The organism is Muriicola sp. (genome assembly GCF_049669965.1).
Taxonomy (GTDB): Bacteria; Bacteroidota; Bacteroidia; order Flavobacteriales; family Flavobacteriaceae; genus Muriicola.
Genome location: NZ_JBATLB010000011.1, coordinates 1 through 16588, shown reverse-complemented (window position 1 = coordinate 16588; position 16588 = coordinate 1). Strand labels below are relative to the sequence as shown.

Here is a 16588-nt window from a genome sequence, read left to right as displayed (position 1 = left end):
TCAATACTATTATGAGCCCCATAAAAGAGGTGTTATTTATTTATCAAAAAAGGATAATCTTTTAGGAAAATAAGGGATATTGAAAATGAAAATGATATTTAATTGAGCAGGTAGAACATTAATGACTCCCTAAAAAAGGGTTGCAAGCTTTACAGTAACTGATTTATAATGTCTTCTTCGGTAATTCCTTCGGCCTCCGCCTTGTAGTTTTTAATAATCCTATGGCGAAGAATCCCCATGGCAACCGCCTGCACATCCTCAATGTCTGGTGAAAATTTGCCTCCAACCGCGGCATGAGCCTTTGCACCCATGACCAGGTTTTGGGAGGCTCTGGGGCCTGCTCCCCAATCCAGGTACTGATTAATGTATTCAGAGGAAGTTGGGGTTCCCGGACGGGTACTATTTACCAACTTCACAGCGTATTCTACCACATTGTTTGGAACCGGGATCCTGCGAACCAAATGTTGAACCGCAAGGATCTCTTCTGCACTAAAAAGTGCCTTAATAGAGGCCTCTTCATCATCTGTGGTTTCCTTTACAATTTGAATTTCTTCTTCCAGAGAAGGATACTTTAACTCTATCGCAAACATAAACCGGTCTAACTGAGCCTCCGGGAGCGGATAGGTACCTTCCTGTTCAATAGGGTTTTGAGTGGCCAGCACAAAGTAGGGTGCCGATAACTGATGTCTCTCCCCGGCAATGGTCACTGCCTTTTCCTGCATAGCCTCCAACAATGCCGCCTGGGTTTTTGGAGGAGTTCTGTTGATCTCATCTGCCAGGATGATGTTCGCAAAAATAGGTCCTTTGATAAATTTAAAGGTACGGTTCTGGTCCAGGACCTCACTCCCAAGGATATCACTGGGCATCAGGTCTGGGGTGAATTGAATACGCTTAAAATCGAGTCCCAGGGTTTGGGCAATAGTATTGACCATTAAGGTCTTTGCCAGGCCCGGCACGCCAATAAGCAGGGAGTGGCCTCCGGTGTAGACAGACAACAGGATCTGATTGATCACCTCATGTTGCCCTACAATCACCTTGGCGATCTCCTTTTTAAGGGCCAGGTGTTTTTGTCCTAATGCTTCAATGGCCTTTACATCCGACATACGTTATTTCTTGACCCAGTTATTCGCAAAGTCGCACGACTTATTTGCGTCATTAATGCTCACATAGGTATCCACTATATGATCATCCATCCATTCCTTAATCGCATTATACTGCTTTTCCCTCAGCGCCAATTCCTGGATCTTCAGATAGTCTTTTGCAAAATCGGCTTCGTGTTCATCATAACGGTTGGTTACCTTCAGGATCTTGTATTTTGGAGGACCACCCCTGGGGTCTGCTTCTAACAAGGGATATGAAATTTCTTCGTCTTTAAGATTCCTTACCTGATTGTACAGAGTTGGATCCATCTTTGTCAGTTCAAAACGGGAATCAAAATTTATTGGATTTCTCAAAAGACCTCCATCGTTTTTGGTTTCTTTTTCATCCGAAAAATTCAAGGCCGCCTCGGCGAAGGTGTACTTGCCTTCAATGATATGCTTACGAATAGTATCCAATTCTATCTTGGCATCATCCACCGCTGCCTGGGGTATTTCAGGTTGGATCAGAATGTGTCTTAGGTCTAATTCCTGACCCCTGATTTTTTCAATAAATATAATATGATAGCCAAAGGTTGTTTCAAAAGGTTCTGAGATCTCACCCTCCTGTAAACTGAAAGCAACATCTTTAAATTCTTTAACGAAGGGCGTCTGCCTGGTCATACTGTAGAATCCTCCTTTCGACTTAGATCCCGGATCCTGTGAATACAAAATGGCCTTTACACTAAAACTGGCATCGTTGTCTTCCACATCTGCTTTGATCTCTTGTAATTTATTGACCACCTTCTGTTTTTCCTCTTCCGGGATCTCGGGGGTCTTTACGATTTGTGATATCTCCAGCTCCGCACCAAATACCGGTTTCTGATCTTCCGGAATATTCTTAAAAAATTGCCGTACCTCCTCAGGGGTCACCTCAATCTCGCCCACAATTTTCTGTTGCATTTTTTCAGACAACATCCGCAGTTTGTTGATCGTAAATAGTTCTTCCCTAAAATCCTCTACAGTTTCTTTTTTATAGAATTCCAAAACCTTATCCATAGAGCCCACCTGTTGCACCAATTGCTGAATTTGCCGGTCACTGGTGGCATTCACCTCATCATCCGAAACCAGAATACTATCCTGAACCGCCTGATGTGCATATAAACGGTCTTCCATTAATTTGCCGAGTAGGCTGCAATGGGTAATATCTTCTGTGGATGCCCCCTGGCTTCGAAGATCGATCAGTGTTTTCTCGATGTCCGAATCGAGAATCACATAGTCTCCAACTACCGCTGCTATACCATCTAATTTTATCTTTTTAAAATTGTTTACCGTATCTGTTTTAGGAGTCATTTCTGCCTCCATGGTTTCTACAGGTAACTCTTCTACATTTTCTTCCTGAGCATTTATATTAATGGCCATAAACGCGAAAAGAAACAGGCCTAAAAGGTTTTTATTTCTCTTTTTCATATATCTCAAATTCTTTTTGTTTTACTGCCTCATCGAGGATCTCGGTTTCCAGGCGTCGCATAAATTCTAATTTGCGCCGGTTCAACAATACTTGCCTGATGGTAGGTTTTATATATGTCAATGGAGCAATCTCATTAATAGACCGCACATCGGCTATCTTTCCCAAATATACCCCTAGAGAGTCCTCCAATTCAAAAAATTGTGATTTTTTTAAGTATCGATCCTCATTATCGAAGCTTATAGGAGGGATTTCCTGTACGATCCTTGAAACCGGGATCCAAAGAGAATCATTAAAGTTGAGCTTGGTGAATTGCACCCCAATTGAATCCAGGAAGACCTGGTCTGCCCCTTCAAAACGTTTTAAGCGCTCTATGACCTCTTCCTTGTTTAAAAACTGTTTTGGCAACTGCACAAAACGCAATTGCACTAATTTTTCTTTTAAAATAAAGTTCTCTTTTTCTTCTTCGTAAAATCGCTGAAGCTGGGAGTCTGTGATAGTGGTGTCTTCTCCTCTTAGTATCAATGCTTCTTTATACGCCCTGGTATAAAGATCTATTCGGTAATTGGCCACCAAACGCTCAAATGCGGCGATCTCATCTTCAGACAGATTAATTTGCGCCTTGGAATAGAGCAGTTGTTTGATCGCCCAATTGTTAATGTAGTTAGCAACAATAGAAGCACTATCTTGCTGATTAATAGAAGCACTAAGCAGCGATTCTATATCCTCCTTATACAAAAAAGCATTGCCAACCCTTGCTAAAGGCTCAGAGTCTGGTTGTTTGCTAAAGAGCCCATCACAAGAAATTACCAGAACTAAAAGTAGTAAGGCACCGAAAAGTGTGAGTACACTGGTCAGAATCTTTAAGGAGGTATTCATTCCGCAAAATTAAGAATTCGAATTTCCTGAACAAGCTTTAGATGAATTCATTAACAGTTTTTTAGGTAGCAGTTCTCTTAATTTACTACCTTAGAGGGTGCCATTCGCCATGTGACATGAAATATATCACTGAAATCGTTATACACCTGCCTCTTTCCGAGTTGTTAAAAAAATTGAATAATCCGGACAACCTGAAACATTGGCAAAAAGACCTTATATCATACAGACATCTCAGTGGAAATCCCGGAGTTGAAGGGTCACGGATGGAACTTATCTATAAAATGGGAAAGCGCGAAGTAGTTCTGATAGAAACCATCTTAACCCGAAATCTTCCCCATGAGTTGCATGCTACATACGATGCTAAAGGGGTACATAATATTCAACATAACTATTTTAAGGCTATAGATGAGGATTCCTCAAAATGGATCTCGGAATCGGAATTCCAGTTCAATGGTTTCTTTATGAAATTAATGGCTTTCATGATGCCCGGTATTTTTAAAAAACAATCAGTAAAATATTTAAAGGATTTTAAGGCCTTTGCCGAAGACAAAACATCCGAGTCTTAATATTAAAATAAACCGTATTGAACCGAAAAATTAAATTATTGTGGGATTTTCGTGGCCCGGATGCCAGTGAGACTGCCAAGCATCATGCGCGTCATTTAGCCGACTTTATCAAAAAAGAATCCCTGGCATTGAACATTACAGGATATGCCGATATAACCACATTACACTCTGTGGCCTATATGGTAGTAGAAGAAATCAAAATGATGCAAATACGAGATGCCCTCCTCCCACATAGAGGGGAAGTCTATGAAGAAAAAATCAGCTGAAGATCTAATGAAATTATCAATAAACCCAACTACCAAAAGTCTGCCGGGAAAAAAATCAGCGATCATTCTCGTCCTACTTTGCCTTTTTTTCTTGGGATGTGCCGGCGCTCCGGTATCCTATGATCCCCTGGACCAGGCACTAGCTTCTAAAGATCCCAGAATACGAAAGGTTATGGATGATCCTCAACCCTATGAACTCCAAATACGATTTACCAGGATCTTTCGGGAAAAAGACAGTGTGCGTTTTAAAGAGTTTGATTTTCAGGTAGATCAGAACAAATACTTTTATCCCGCAAGTACCGTCAAATTCCCAATTGCCGTCATGGCACTGGAAAAAATCAATGCCTCTGATGGGCTCAGCATCAATACCGCATTTTATGTAGAGGGCGATACGCTCGAAACCACTTTTGGACAGGAAGTCATAAAAATATTTGCAGTGAGCGACAATGATGCAAATAATCGGTTACTAGAGTTCCTGGGGCAAGATGCCATCAATAACAGTTTTAAATCTAAGAATATAGGTCCGGCGAGAATTTCACACCGACTTTCAGTTCCCAATGCAGATGAAGTGACCACAAAACCGCTGATTGTGTATCTGAATGATAGTACCACTGCCAGCCTGGCCGGAAGTACAAACACTCCAGCAACTCCACTTCCATTGGAAGGAATTACAAAAGGAAGTGGCTATTACGAAAACGATTCCCTCATCCATGATCCGTTTAATTTTAGTCTTAAGAACTACTATCCCATAGAGACACAACACGGAGTGCTGAAAAGAATCATATTTCCGGAGACTTTTCCTGAAAATGAACGATTCAATCTCAGTTCATCACAGCGACAGTTTTTGCTAAATGCTATGAAAATACTCCCAAAAGAGGCAGGATATAACCCGGATGATTACTATGACAGTTACGGAAAATTTCTGCTTTTCGGGGATTCAAAAGAGGAGATCCCTACATTTATAAAGATCTATAACAAAGTGGGGTATGCCTACGGCACCCTAACGGATTGCGCCTATGTCCATGATGAAAAGAATAATATAGAATTTATGGTGACCGCTACGATTTTAGTGAATTCTGACGGCATCTTCAATGACAATAACTATGAATATGACGAGATTGGCATCCCCTTTCTGGATGCCTTGGGAGACGAGCTTTATAAAATAGAAAAGAATAGAAAAAAATAATATCATGAAACATATATACCCGTTCATCATCCTGGCATTAATACTTAATAGCTGTGGAAATAAGAAGGAAACAGTAACCCAGGAGCCCGAAACCATAGTATCTGTTTCCAATCCGTATTCCGCAAAGGAAAGAAAGCTGGAAGTGTATACAACGGCCAGTGAAACCGATTTACGTCTTACCAAGACAGAAAATTTATCTTTTACGACGGCCCGTCAACCATTAGAGAATGAGGTATCCATATTTGTAAATCCGAACAATACGTTTCAAAAATTCCTTGGAATTGGCGGTGCCATAACCGATGCCTCCGCAGAAGTTTTTGCAAAATTACCTGAATCAAAACAAGAAGAACTCTTAAATGCTTATTACAGTCTGGAGGACGGTATTGGCTATTCCTTAGCCAGAACAACTATTCACAGTTGTGATTTTAGCAGTGGGAGCTACACCTATGTAGAAGACAATGATAAAAGCTTGTCTTCTTTTTCTATAGAACACGACTTAGAATTCAGGATCCCCATGATAAAAAAGGCTATCCAGGCCGCCGGGGGAGAGCTTATGTTGTATGCTAGTCCATGGAGTCCACCTGCCTATATGAAAGACAATAACAATATGCTTCAGGGGGGAACGCTGTTGCCAGAATACTACGATACCTGGGCTCTTTATTATACTAAATTCATTAAGGCTTATGAGGCCCAGGGGATGCCCATTTGGGGTATTACTATCCAAAATGAACCAATGGCTGTACAACGTTGGGAATCCTGTATTTATACCGCCGAAGCCGAACGCGATTTTTTAAAGAATCATTTAGGTCCTGTGATGAAAAAAGAGGGATTAAGCGACAAGAAGATCGTTGTGTGGGACCACAACAGAGACCTTATAACCCACAGGGCAAATACTATTTTTGATGATCCCGAAGCTGCCCAATATGCCTGGGGGATTGGGTTTCACTGGTATGAGACCTGGGCCGGAGGTGATCCTATGTTCGATAATTTAGGAGCTATAAACGAATCGTATCCCAATAAGAATCTGCTTTTTACCGAAGGTTGTGTTGAAGGTTTCAACTCGGAAAAATATCAGTTTTGGGCAAATGCAGAACGCTACGGTCGTTCTATGATCAATGATTTTAACAAAGGTACCGTGGGTTGGACAGATTGGAATATTTTACTGGATGAAAAGGGAGGGCCTAACCACGTGGGCAATTTCTGCTTCTCACCTATACATGGAGATGTATCGACAGGTTCTCTGATCTATACGCCTTCTTACTATTATATAGGTCACTTCTCAAAATTTGTAAGACCAAATGCGGTGCGTGTCAGTACCGTAAGCAGCAGGAGCGTGCTGTTGAGTACTTCCTTTATAAACGAGGATAATTCCCTTATCACGGTGGTCATGAACCCGGGAGATGAAGCCATCTCTTTTCAGTATTATGTTGGATCTGAAGCTGCCATGATTAAAATACCACCCCATGCAATGCAAACCCTTAGGGTTCTATGAGCGGAAACAGAATACTACTTCTTAGTTGTGCTCTTGTCATAAGTATTGCATTTGGATGCAAACCAAAAAAGGAGGATGCTGCCTTGCTTAGGATCGCAGTTGCTGCTAATATGCAATATGCCATTGATGAATTGGTTGCGCAATTTGAAAAAGAAAGTGGGTATACCTGCGAAGTGATCTTAGGGTCATCCGGGAAGTTATTTGCTCAGATAAAGGAAGGCGCTCCATACGATCTGTTCCTTTCGGCGGATATGACCTATCCTGAAGCACTACACTCAAATAATTTGACCCTTGGACCACCAAGTATATACGCATATGGTGCCCTTGTCCTTTGGACCTCCGAGACTACCTTAAACCCCTCCATGGAAGTTTTGCAAACAGACAGTGTGCGGCATATTGCTCTGGCCAATCCCAAGACAGCACCTTATGGGAAGGCCGCAATGGAAGTGCTAGAGTACTATGGCCTAAAAACACCTTTAAGTAATAAATTGGTATTTGGTGAAAGTGTTGGGCAGACCAACCAATTTATTAGCTCTGGGGCCGCAGATATTGGTTTTACTTCCGAGGCCGTGGTATTGAGCAGGGAAATGAAAAATAAGGGCCGTTGGATACTGATCAATAAAACTGCCTATGCACCCATGCCGCAGGGTGTGGTAATCATTAATGGCAAAATGTCCAAAAAGCAAGGTGCTCAGGACTTTTATGAGTATCTTTTTTCCAAAGAAGGAAAAGACATCCTTCAAAAATTTGGATATTCGGTACATGAATAGATTACAGGGGCATATTGAGCATCTTGAAGTTTCGGGCGATCTTACCCTGGTAACCGTCTTTTTGCAAGAAGGTATACGGATGCATGCCATTGTCATAGACACCCCAAAAAGCGCTGCTTACCTTACGCTAAAGAGAAAAGTAGCCCTATTGTTCAAAGAAACAGAAGTAGTAATAGGAAATTTGATCGAGCCTCATATTAGTATACAAAATAAGATTGAAGGCACGGTAGAAAGCATTGAGCAAGGTAAACTCTTGAGTTGTCTCAGCATACGGACCGCTGTAGGGGAAATTCGTTCCACCATTAGCAAAGCAGCGGTTCTTAGTTTGAAATTAGAAATTGGCACCAAGGTCCTTGCTATGGTTAAATTAAATGAAGTTATGCTATCACCATTATGAATTGGGAACCGCTGATCTTAACTTTTGAACTTGCACTGAGCACCACCTTGGCCCTGTTGGTGGTCTCTATCCCCTTGGCCTATTGGTTGTCTGGAACTACTTCCAGGATTAAACCAATTATGGAAACCCTTGTAAGTATGCCTTTGGTATTGCCTCCAACGGTTCTTGGTTTTTATTTTCTGGTGGCTTTTAGCCCCAATAATGCCTTTGGAGAGTGGTTAAACTCCTGGTTGGGAATTCAACTGGTGTTTTCCTTTGGAGGTTTGGTGGTGGCCTCCATGATCTATAGCCTGCCTTTTATGGTGCAACCTATACAGGCCGGATTGTCATCCCTTCCTGTTTCCCTGTCTGAAGCTGCCATGGTAATGGGAAAGTCTAGATTAACTATCCTATTTAAGGTCTTACTTCCCAATATTAAGAAGTCACTTTTAACAGGTATTGTTTTGGCTTTTGCCCATACCGTGGGCGAATTTGGGGTGGTGTTGATGATAGGAGGTAATATTCCCGGGAGAACCAGGGTAGCCTCCATTGCTATCTATGATGAAGTGGAGGCCCTCAACTATGAGGCTGCAAATTTCTATTCCCTCACCCTATTTGCAATAACTTTTGGGCTGTTGCTACTTGTTTATCTAAGTAATGGCGGTTATTTAAAAAGATTTTGGAGATGATAAACCTCAGCTTTCAAAAGCAACTTAAGGCAACAGAAGGGACTTTTGAGCTCAACATAGATCTCGTGATCCCTAAAGGTGCATTCATCACTTTGTACGGACCTTCAGGTGCAGGAAAAACTTCCTTTCTAAGGATACTTGCTGGTTTAGTAATGCCAGACAATGGCTCCATAATAGTGGAGGACATTCCCTGGTACCATTCGGAAAAAAAGATAAGTCTATCCCCTCAAAAACGGAATATTGGCTATGTTTTTCAGGATTATGCCCTGTTCCCTAATATGACCGTAAAGGAGAATCTAAAATTCGCACAGCGAAAGGGGCAAAAAAGGGACCTTATCCCCGAGCTTTTGGAGGTAATGGAATTGTCTGAGCTGGAAAATCGCACTCCGGATACCCTCTCCGGTGGTCAAAAACAACGTGTGGCCCTTGCCAGGGCTTTGGTGCAGGAACCCAACCTTCTTTTACTGGATGAACCCTTAGCGGCTTTAGACAGCCAAATGAGCAATAAACTACAGGACCATATCCTGAAAGCGCATAAAACCTATGGATTAACCACTATTCTGGTGAGTCACGATCTGGGCGAGATCGTAAAACTTACAGATACTGTGGTGGTTATGGAAAATGGCAGGATTTCAAAGATGGGTACGCCTCAGGATATTTTTATGAACAGACAAATAAGTGGTAAATTTCAATTTACAGGAACGGTATTGTCTGTGGTAAAACAAGACGTTATTTACGTAGTGACAGTACTCATCTATAATTCTATCATTAAGGTGGTTGCCGATGCTTCTGAGATAGCAGATCTTAGGAATGGTGATACCGTGGTAGTTGCCTCCAAGGCATTTAATCCTGTGATCTACAAGATCTGAGCAGGAGCTTGATATAAGAAATATGGATATAAACCTCAGCAACAAACCGGCACTTTTGCTGATAGACATTCAAAAAGGATTGAATGATCTGGCGTATTACGGAGGGAAAAGGAATAATCCCCGGGCAGAAGAGCGCGCCGCAGAGCTGCTTGCTTTTTGGCGGTCACGGCAACTCCCAGTGATTCATGTAAAACACAACGGAACACCTCCATCCCGATTAACCAAAGGAAGTCCGGGTAATGATTTTAAAGAGATCACTCAGCCGATCAAAGGAGAAACTGTTTTTGAAAAAGAGGTGAACAGTGCCTTTATCGGCACCGAACTCGATGCATTTCTCAAAAAAAATAGTATTCGTCATTTGGTATTAGTAGGGTTAACAACGGCCCATTGTGTATCATCTACCGCACGCATGGCCGGGAATTTAGGGTATGACACCTATATTATTTCCGATGCTACGGCAACTTTTGATACTTTGGGAATAGACGGGCAAGTATATGACGCTTCTTTGGTGCATGAGATATGCCTGGCCAATCTTAAAGATGAGTTTGCAACAGTATTGACGGCAGATAGCCTTTTAAGTAAATTCTAAGCGACAAAAAGAAACATATGATCCAGAAATTAGGGAAGAAGTTCACGGATATTTTTCAAAAGAACATGCCCGATGCCTTCGTCTTTGCTCTGATCTTAACCCTGATTACCGGTCTGCTGGCACTGGCTTGGGCAGAAGTTACGCCTTTTAAGATCCTGGAATCCTGGTACGACGGATTCTGGATGTTGCTCGAGTTTGGGATGCAGATGGTTTTATTAGTGATCACCGGGTATTCCATAGCATTATCGCCTTTGGTCAAAAAAGGGATAGACATACTGGCAGGGAAGATCAAATCGCCCAATCAGGTGTATGCCCTGGTGGTCTTTGTAGGATCCTTACTTTGTATGGTAAGCTGGGGATGGGTGGTTATCACGGCCGTTCTGGGCAGGGAACTGGCCCTGAGGATCAAAGGGATCAACTATCCCTTTTTGATCGCCTGTGTTTATTTTTCACATATAGTATGGGTCACCGGACTATCGAGTTCCATTCCCTTATTACTCAATACGGAAGGAAACTTTATCATAGAGGCTGGTATTCTGGAAACCACTATCCCCACTACTAAAACCCTTGGATCCGGACTCAATATAGCAATTCTCGTAAGTTTTGTCCTACTTGCACCTTTGATAATGCGCTTTCTCCTGCCAAAGACGGATTATATTCAAACTCTGGAGAGCATGTTGGAACCGGAGACACAACAAGGGTCGGTTACAATCCATGAGGAAGCACGCTTGCTTACATTGCCCTACAGGGCCTTATCAGACCTTATGAACAATAGCAGCCTTCTGCAATATGTTATTGCCGCCTTGGGGGCAATCTACCTTGGATCTCATTTTATTAGCAAAGGATTCGACCTTAATCTGAATATCATGATCTTTTTGTTCCTGATGCTGGGTTTATTTCTTCATCGCACCCCTATGCGCTATGTGATCGCCATGAAAAGGGCCAGTGGAAATGTTTCGGGTATTTTGTTTCAATTTCCTTTTTACGCGGGAATAATGGGCATTATGATCTATACCGGGTTAGGGGAAAAACTTGCCTTCTGGTTGGCATCAGTGGCTACTGTAGACAGTATTCCTTTTTTTTCATACCTGGCGGGGGGTGTGGTTAATTTTGCAATCCCTTCTGCAGGAGGTGAGTTTGCGGTCATTGGCCCTACCATTATAAAAGCCGTACAAGAAATTGGTGTGGGTCTTCCACCACAGGAAATGTCTGCACTTATCTCTCGTGCTGCTATGTCTATCGCTTATGGGGAAAGCCTTACCAACCTTATGCAGCCATTTTATTTACTGCTGATCATTCCCATTATGGCAGTTGGTATAAAAATACAGGCCCGGGATATAATGGGATACCTGGTCATCCCCTTCTTTGTACTTTTTATTTTACAGGCGGCCCTGGTAAGCTGGTGGCCCCTCTAGTGTCGTAATATTATCCTTCTCAATAGCAGGCATCATGACAATAGTCTTCAAATAAAAAAGGCACTGTTTTCACAGTGCCTTTTCTTCAACAACCAACCAACTATTGAGGCATTACCACATCTTCGATGATGTGAATCACCCCATTAGAAGCCATTACATCTGTCTTAGCAATTTTGCTGTAGTTTCCGTTAGCATCCATAAGATAGATTCCTCCGTCTCTTGACACAGCTGTTACGGTTCCTCCGTTCAAAGTTGTTAGAGCGGCTTTCCCGTTACCTTTTTCCAAGGCACTTACTACATCTGAAGCAGTAATTTTTCCTGCTACTACATGATAGGTTAAGATTGCAGCCAACTGATCTTTGTTCTCCGGCTTTAATAAGCTATTTAGAGTGTTCGCGTCAATTTTTGCAAATCCTGCATTGACAGGTGCAAAAACGGTAAAAGGTCCGTCACCTTGTAAAGCTCCTACCAGGTCTGCTGCTTTTAAGGCAGTAACCAGGGTTGAAAAATCGTCAACAGAAACTGCGATGTCTACAATGTCCTGAGAATTGTTTTGGGCATTTACCTTTGGAGTCATTACCATTAAGGCAACTGCGGAAATAATAAAGATTACTTTTTTCATGATTTGTTTTTTAGATTTACTATTAAACTTGTGATGGTTGCACTATGCACTTTTAATTACACAGGGATGGACAGTATGGATGAGAAAAGCAGATATTTATCATATCTTTAACACTTGCTATGAATGATACCCACCATATTGATCTTCTTAAAAATGGAGATAAGAATGCGCTCTATGCACTGTACGACAAGTACTCCGGTGCACTTTATGGGGTGGTACTTAGAATGTGCAGGGATAAGGAATTATCTGAAGACCTTCTGCAGGAAATATTCCTGACCATCTGGAAGAAAATTGATCAATACGATGCTTCTAAAGGCAAATTTTATACCTGGGCCTATCGAATAGCCAGGAATAAAACCCTGAATGCGCTACGAAAAACAGATACCCTCATCCAAAATGAGGATATTAGTGTATATAAGAATATAAAGGAAGAAGAATTACCCCAGGAGTATGATGAATTGAACGGTGTGCTTACTAAATTAGAGGGGCACCATCAACAGGTAATAGAGTTAGTGTATTTCAAAGGCTATACCCATAGAGAAGCTCATAAGATAATGGGGGTTCCTTTGGGTACTTTTAAATCGTATGTACGGCAAGCGTTGGTTCAACTCAGAACAAATTATAAGGTTCCTCTCATATTCATCTGGACATGTTTTGAAGTAATTGGAAATGGATAGGAAAAACATTTTGGAAAAAGGATTATTAACACAATACCTGCTGGGAGAACTGGCCCGGGAGGACTCGTTGTTGTTGGAATCCGAAATTCTAAAAGATAAAGTCTTACAGGAAAAGTTACGGCTATTAGAATCCGATTTTGAACAAATGGCCATGGAAAATGCCATTGCTCCACCGGAAAGAGTGCGCACTTCACTCGTACATGCCATAGAAAAAGAGCTAAAGCAAACTACCATACCTCTTCAAAGGGTTCCCGCCAAAACTGCTTTTAATCCTATGCGATTACTTGTGGCCGCTAGCCTGGCAGCCCTATTTGCCTTATCCACTTTCCTTTTTTACAGCCGTTGGCAAACTGCGGAAGAGAATTTTATCCTGGCTCAGGAATCACAGCAAGAATTACAGGAACAATTACAAAGTCTTTCGGAGGAAATGAAAGAGACGCAGGCAGTGGTGAGTGTACTGAATAATAAGGATGCGATCCCTTTTCTCTTAAAAGGTAATAGTTTGTCTCCGGAAGCAAAAGCGGTGGCCTATGTGAATCATAATAACAAGTCGGTTTGGGTAAATCCGCAAGCCCTCCCAAAACTGTCTCAGGAAGAAACCTATCAGATGTGGGCCGATGTAGACGGGGAAATGATCAGTATGGGACTATTACCAACAGACAAGGAACTTATTGCACTCACCTATATAGACAAGGCAGTGTCTTTAAATATTACCATTGAACCCAAAGGTGGTAATGATCATCCTACGGTAGAACGACTAATCTCCAATGTGTTGCTTTAAACAATTGTATTACAAATAGTTGTGTTTATTTCTAAGCGCTTGAATCCCCAAGTAGTGAGCATCCCAAATTAAACAATAAAAAATATTTCAGGAATTTTATCGTTGAAATTGTTCTATCTGTATAATCATAAAAAAATTATTACTATGAACTTTCAAAATTTAACAAGAAAAAACAATTTCAAAACACTGTGCATGTTCTTACTATTGCCTGCTATGGTTTTAGTAACATCCTGTAATAAAGATGATGACGCCTTTGTTAGGGTTACCGTCAATGGAACCCAGCTAAGAACTGATCCCTCTGATTTTACTGTTGGAGACCGGTCTGATTTCAACGGAGATATAGATGCCAGCTTTACCGGAAACGGCGGAACTGCTACCCGTATTTTTAGCTGGAACAACAACCTGAGTACAGCAGACTACAACGCCGATATTACTGCTTCTACAGAAGGGAGTTTCCGAATGATTGTAGAAGATTCTGAAGGAATAGTGGTTTTGAACAGGTCTATTCAGGGAGGTACAGAACCCGATACCATTGGAGGAGTTACCGCTGCCGGAACTTCCGGCATATGGACCGTGACCATCGAAGTGACCAGCTTTACCGGGGATGGCAGTTTTTCCCTGAGTGAAGGAAATTAATCTGAAGTAGATATAAATTAAAAGCGCTGTGGGACTGTTCCTACGGCGCTTTTCTTGTTTGTGTAGTTTTCTCTTACCACTCTGATCCCTCTGGTCTTCCGTACAGATCAAAATCTGCGGCCTCCGTAATGGTAACAGTGGTGAAATCGCCCTGTTTCAGGTAATACTTAGAAGCATCAATAAGCACTTCATTGTCCACATCCGGAGAATCGAATTCTGTACGTCCCACAAAGTAATTCCCTTCCTTGCGGTCAATAATACAACGAAAGGTCTTCCCTATCTTTTGCTGATTGAGTTCCCAGGAGATCTGTGATTGCAGTTCCATGATCTCATTGGCTCTTTGCTGCTTTACCTGCTCGGGCACATTATCCTCCAGGGCATACGCATGAGTGTTCTCTTCATGACTGTAGGTAAAACATCCCAGGCGTTCAAAACGCATTTCTTTCACCCAGTTCTTTAGTGTCTGAAAATCTTCTTCCGTCTCGCCGGGATAGCCCACGATCAAAGTAGTTCTAATGGTCATCTCCGGAACTGCCTTCCTGAAATCTTGCAGTAGCTGGGTTGTTTTTTGTTTGGTAGTTCCCCGTCGCATACTTTTTAGGATGGGATCGGCAATATGCTGTAGGGGTATATCTATATAGTTACAGATCTTTAGTTCTTGTTTCATTACTTCCAAAACATCCATCGGGAACCCTGTGGGAAATGCATAATGAAGCCTTATCCACTCAATGCCTTCCACCTTTACGAGGGCTTCTAGCAATTCTGCTAAATTTCGTTTTTTATAAAGATCTAAGCCATAATAGGTGAGGTCTTGCGCAATAAGAATTAGTTCTTTCACTCCCTTGGCTGCTAATTTTTGAGATTCCGCCACCAATTCTTCAATGGGTTTACTTCGGTGTTTTCCTCTCATCAGTGGGATGGCACAAAAGGAACAGGGCCTGTCACAACCTTCTGCTATCTTCAGGTAGGCGTAGTTCTTAGGGGTTGTGGTTAAACGATCCCCGAGCAGCTCATGTTTGTAATCTGCTTCCAGGGCTTTTAGAAGGTTTGGAAGATCGCTCGTCCCAAAATAAGCATCTACATTGGGAATCTCCTTTTCCAGATCTGGTTTATAACGCTCACTAAGACACCCTGTCACAAAGACCTTATCTACGATCCCTGCTTCTTTTTGCTGTACGTACTCCAGAATAGTATTCACACTTTCTTCCTTGGCATTGGCAATAAATCCGCAGGTATTGATCACCACAATATTGCCATCTTCCTCATGCACTACCTCTTTGTCATTGGCACGCAATTGCCCCATAAGTACTTCAGAATCGTACACATTTTTGGAACACCCCAGGGTGACGACGTTGATACGGTTCTTTTTTAGTGTTTTAGTGCGCATTTATTGTATTTGAGGTGCAAAAATACATTAAGACGAGTCATATTTTCCCGCTTTGCAAGATTTCTTTTCTTTTTTCGTTAAACCTTAACTGAGATCATTGATCTAAAGCTAAGACAATTATGATACGGCAAACATTCTATCTATCCATACTTCTGTCCTTCCTGTTACTGACAGCTTGCTCTTCAAACGATGATCCTGGGGATATCATTGTAGACGATCCTTCGCCTGCGCTTTATTTTCCTCCATTAACTTCTGCGTCCTGGGAAACTGTTTCCCCGGAAGAACTTGGCTGGAATGCCAATGCAACACCTGGTCTTAATGCGCTACTGGAAGAAAAGGGAACCAAGGCCTTTATAATCCTTAAAAATGGGAAGATAGCCATGGAAACTTACTTCGGCACCTTTACCCGCGACAGTATTTGGTACTGGGCCTCGGCAGGAAAAACCTTAACCGCTTTTACGGTGGGAATAGCCCAGGAAAATAACCTTCTCAACATAAATGATCTCAGTTCGCAATACCTCGGAGAAGGTTGGACCTCTGCAGAGCCCGAAAAGGAAAATGCCATAACCATCAGGGATCAACTCACGATGACCACCGGATTGAATGAGCTATTTTTTGACTGTGTAACGCCAGATTGCCTGAGGTACACCGCAGATGCCGGAACACGATGGGCTTATCACAATGGGCCATATACCTTATTGGAAAGTGTAGTGAGCGCAGCAGCAGGAACTACTTTTTCTGACTTTTTCAATACGGAACTCAGAGATAAGATTGGGATGAACGGTATTTGGCTCAGTACTAACGGCAAGAACAATGTCTATTTCAGCAATGCCCGTAGTATGGC

At 42.0% G+C, this 16588-nt stretch carries 19 protein-coding genes; 14 read left to right on the top strand and 5 right to left on the bottom strand.

Translation table 11 applies throughout. The features are described 5' to 3' along the window. Positions 1–149: 149 nt before the first annotated feature. The 3 genes from WBM49_RS00480 to WBM49_RS00470 are packed head-to-tail and all read right to left on the bottom strand — an operon-like array spanning position 150 to position 3423. Positions 150–1103 carry an AAA family ATPase gene (locus WBM49_RS00480; protein ID WP_424370093.1) on the bottom strand — a complete coding sequence of 318 codons (954 nt, stop codon included), beginning with the start codon at positions 1101–1103 and terminating at the stop codon, positions 150–152. Between the two features lie 3 nt (positions 1104–1106). Beyond that, a complete protein-coding gene (locus tag WBM49_RS00475) occupies positions 1107–2546 on the bottom strand; it encodes a peptidylprolyl isomerase (RefSeq protein ID WP_424370092.1) in 1440 nt (479 codons plus the stop codon). Beyond that, a complete protein-coding gene (locus tag WBM49_RS00470) occupies positions 2530–3423 on the bottom strand; it encodes a peptidyl-prolyl cis-trans isomerase (protein ID WP_424370091.1) in 894 nt (297 codons plus the stop codon). The genes WBM49_RS00475 and WBM49_RS00470 overlap by 17 nt, the downstream gene beginning before the upstream one ends. 116 nt (positions 3424–3539) lie before the next feature. Between WBM49_RS00470 and WBM49_RS00465 the strand changes: the two genes are divergently transcribed. From WBM49_RS00465 to WBM49_RS00420, 10 genes are read left to right on the top strand one after another with little or no spacing between them, the layout of a single operon-like run. Continuing rightward, complete coding sequence (locus tag WBM49_RS00465) at positions 3540–3989, top strand: SRPBCC family protein (protein ID WP_424370090.1); 450 nt, start codon at positions 3540–3542, stop codon at positions 3987–3989. Between the two features lie 17 nt (positions 3990–4006). Then, positions 4007–4255 carry a hypothetical protein gene (locus tag WBM49_RS00460; RefSeq protein WP_424370089.1) on the top strand — a complete coding sequence of 83 codons (249 nt, stop codon included), beginning with the start codon at positions 4007–4009 and terminating at the stop codon, positions 4253–4255. A 7-nt stretch (positions 4256–4262) separates the two neighbouring features. After that, a complete protein-coding gene (locus WBM49_RS00455) occupies positions 4263–5441 on the top strand; it encodes a serine hydrolase (RefSeq protein ID WP_424370088.1) in 1179 nt (392 codons plus the stop codon). 4 nt (positions 5442–5445) lie between these two features. After that, positions 5446–6933, top strand: coding sequence for a glycoside hydrolase family 30 protein (locus WBM49_RS00450; protein ID WP_424370087.1), 1488 nt, complete (start codon positions 5446–5448; stop codon positions 6931–6933). Further along, the gene (gene modA / locus WBM49_RS00445; RefSeq protein WP_424370086.1) at positions 6930–7703 is read left to right on the top strand and encodes a molybdate ABC transporter substrate-binding protein; all 774 of its coding nucleotides are present in this window, start codon (positions 6930–6932) and stop codon (positions 7701–7703) included. Before WBM49_RS00450 ends, modA begins: the two co-directional genes overlap by 4 nt. Then, complete coding sequence (locus WBM49_RS00440) at positions 7696–8100, top strand: TOBE domain-containing protein (protein WP_424370085.1); 405 nt, start codon at positions 7696–7698, stop codon at positions 8098–8100. Before modA ends, WBM49_RS00440 begins: the two co-directional genes overlap by 8 nt. Further along, complete coding sequence (modB, locus tag WBM49_RS00435) at positions 8097–8768, top strand: molybdate ABC transporter permease subunit (RefSeq protein ID WP_424370084.1); 672 nt, start codon at positions 8097–8099, stop codon at positions 8766–8768. The genes WBM49_RS00440 and modB overlap by 4 nt, the downstream gene beginning before the upstream one ends. Next, positions 8765–9637: an ABC transporter ATP-binding protein gene (locus WBM49_RS00430; protein WP_424370083.1), complete on the top strand. Its 873-nt coding sequence runs from the start codon at positions 8765–8767 to the stop codon at positions 9635–9637. Before modB ends, WBM49_RS00430 begins: the two co-directional genes overlap by 4 nt. Before the next feature lie 22 nt (positions 9638–9659). Beyond that, positions 9660–10226, top strand: coding sequence for a cysteine hydrolase family protein (locus WBM49_RS00425; RefSeq protein ID WP_424370082.1), 567 nt, complete (start codon positions 9660–9662; stop codon positions 10224–10226). A 17-nt stretch (positions 10227–10243) separates the two neighbouring features. Next, entirely contained in the window at positions 10244–11641 is a 1398-nt protein-coding gene (locus tag WBM49_RS00420; RefSeq protein WP_424370081.1) for a short-chain fatty acid transporter, read from the top strand. A gap of 100 nt (positions 11642–11741) precedes the next feature. Here the strand turns inward: WBM49_RS00420 and WBM49_RS00415 are convergent, their stop codons facing one another. Continuing rightward, positions 11742–12263: a fasciclin domain-containing protein gene (locus tag WBM49_RS00415; RefSeq protein WP_424370080.1), complete on the bottom strand. Its 522-nt coding sequence runs from the start codon at positions 12261–12263 to the stop codon at positions 11742–11744. A gap of 119 nt (positions 12264–12382) precedes the next feature. On the opposite strand from WBM49_RS00415, the gene WBM49_RS00410 reads away from it, so the two are divergent. The 3 genes from WBM49_RS00410 (at position 12383) to WBM49_RS00400 (ending at position 14357) form a co-directional block, all read left to right on the top strand. Next, the gene (locus tag WBM49_RS00410) at positions 12383–12940 is read left to right on the top strand and encodes an RNA polymerase sigma factor (RefSeq protein WP_424370079.1); all 558 of its coding nucleotides are present in this window, start codon (positions 12383–12385) and stop codon (positions 12938–12940) included. Then, the gene (locus WBM49_RS00405) at positions 12933–13721 is read left to right on the top strand and encodes an anti-sigma factor domain-containing protein (RefSeq protein WP_424370078.1); all 789 of its coding nucleotides are present in this window, start codon (positions 12933–12935) and stop codon (positions 13719–13721) included. Before WBM49_RS00410 ends, WBM49_RS00405 begins: the two co-directional genes overlap by 8 nt. A gap of 192 nt (positions 13722–13913) precedes the next feature. Next, on the top strand, positions 13914–14357 hold the full coding sequence (locus WBM49_RS00400) for a hypothetical protein (RefSeq protein ID WP_424370077.1): 444 nt from the start codon (positions 13914–13916) through the stop codon (positions 14355–14357). 73 nt (positions 14358–14430) lie between these two features. On the opposite strand, the gene rimO is transcribed toward WBM49_RS00400, so the two are convergent. Further along, a complete protein-coding gene (rimO, locus tag WBM49_RS00395; RefSeq protein ID WP_424370076.1) occupies positions 14431–15744 on the bottom strand; it encodes a 30S ribosomal protein S12 methylthiotransferase RimO in 1314 nt (437 codons plus the stop codon). 119 nt (positions 15745–15863) lie between these two features. On the opposite strand from rimO, the gene WBM49_RS00390 reads away from it, so the two are divergent. Further along, on the top strand, positions 15864–16588 hold a 725-nt coding region (locus WBM49_RS00390), incomplete at its 3' end, for a serine hydrolase domain-containing protein (protein WP_424370075.1).

Coding starts and splice junctions, on each gene's coding strand:
- WBM49_RS00480 (WP_424370093.1), bottom strand. CDS start 1,103: ATGTCGGATGTAAAGGCCATTGAAGCATTAGGACAAAAACACCTGGCC.
- WBM49_RS00475 (WP_424370092.1), bottom strand. CDS start 2,546: ATGAAAAAGAGAAATAAAAACCTTTTAGGCCTGTTTCTTTTCGCGTTT.
- WBM49_RS00470 (WP_424370091.1), bottom strand. CDS start 3,423: ATGAATACCTCCTTAAAGATTCTGACCAGTGTACTCACACTTTTCGGT.
- WBM49_RS00465 (WP_424370090.1), top strand. CDS start 3,540: ATGAAATATATCACTGAAATCGTTATACACCTGCCTCTTTCCGAGTTG.
- WBM49_RS00455 (WP_424370088.1), top strand. CDS start 4,263: ATGAAATTATCAATAAACCCAACTACCAAAAGTCTGCCGGGAAAAAAA.
- WBM49_RS00450 (WP_424370087.1), top strand. CDS start 5,446: ATGAAACATATATACCCGTTCATCATCCTGGCATTAATACTTAATAGC.
- modA (WP_424370086.1), top strand. CDS start 6,930: ATGAGCGGAAACAGAATACTACTTCTTAGTTGTGCTCTTGTCATAAGT.
- WBM49_RS00440 (WP_424370085.1), top strand. CDS start 7,696: ATGAATAGATTACAGGGGCATATTGAGCATCTTGAAGTTTCGGGCGAT.
- modB (WP_424370084.1), top strand. CDS start 8,097: ATGAATTGGGAACCGCTGATCTTAACTTTTGAACTTGCACTGAGCACC.
- WBM49_RS00430 (WP_424370083.1), top strand. CDS start 8,765: ATGATAAACCTCAGCTTTCAAAAGCAACTTAAGGCAACAGAAGGGACT.
- WBM49_RS00425 (WP_424370082.1), top strand. CDS start 9,660: ATGGATATAAACCTCAGCAACAAACCGGCACTTTTGCTGATAGACATT.
- WBM49_RS00420 (WP_424370081.1), top strand. CDS start 10,244: ATGATCCAGAAATTAGGGAAGAAGTTCACGGATATTTTTCAAAAGAAC.
- WBM49_RS00415 (WP_424370080.1), bottom strand. CDS start 12,263: ATGAAAAAAGTAATCTTTATTATTTCCGCAGTTGCCTTAATGGTAATG.
- WBM49_RS00410 (WP_424370079.1), top strand. CDS start 12,383: ATGAATGATACCCACCATATTGATCTTCTTAAAAATGGAGATAAGAAT.
- WBM49_RS00405 (WP_424370078.1), top strand. CDS start 12,933: ATGGATAGGAAAAACATTTTGGAAAAAGGATTATTAACACAATACCTG.
- WBM49_RS00400 (WP_424370077.1), top strand. CDS start 13,914: ATGTTCTTACTATTGCCTGCTATGGTTTTAGTAACATCCTGTAATAAA.
- rimO (WP_424370076.1), bottom strand. CDS start 15,744: ATGCGCACTAAAACACTAAAAAAGAACCGTATCAACGTCGTCACCCTG.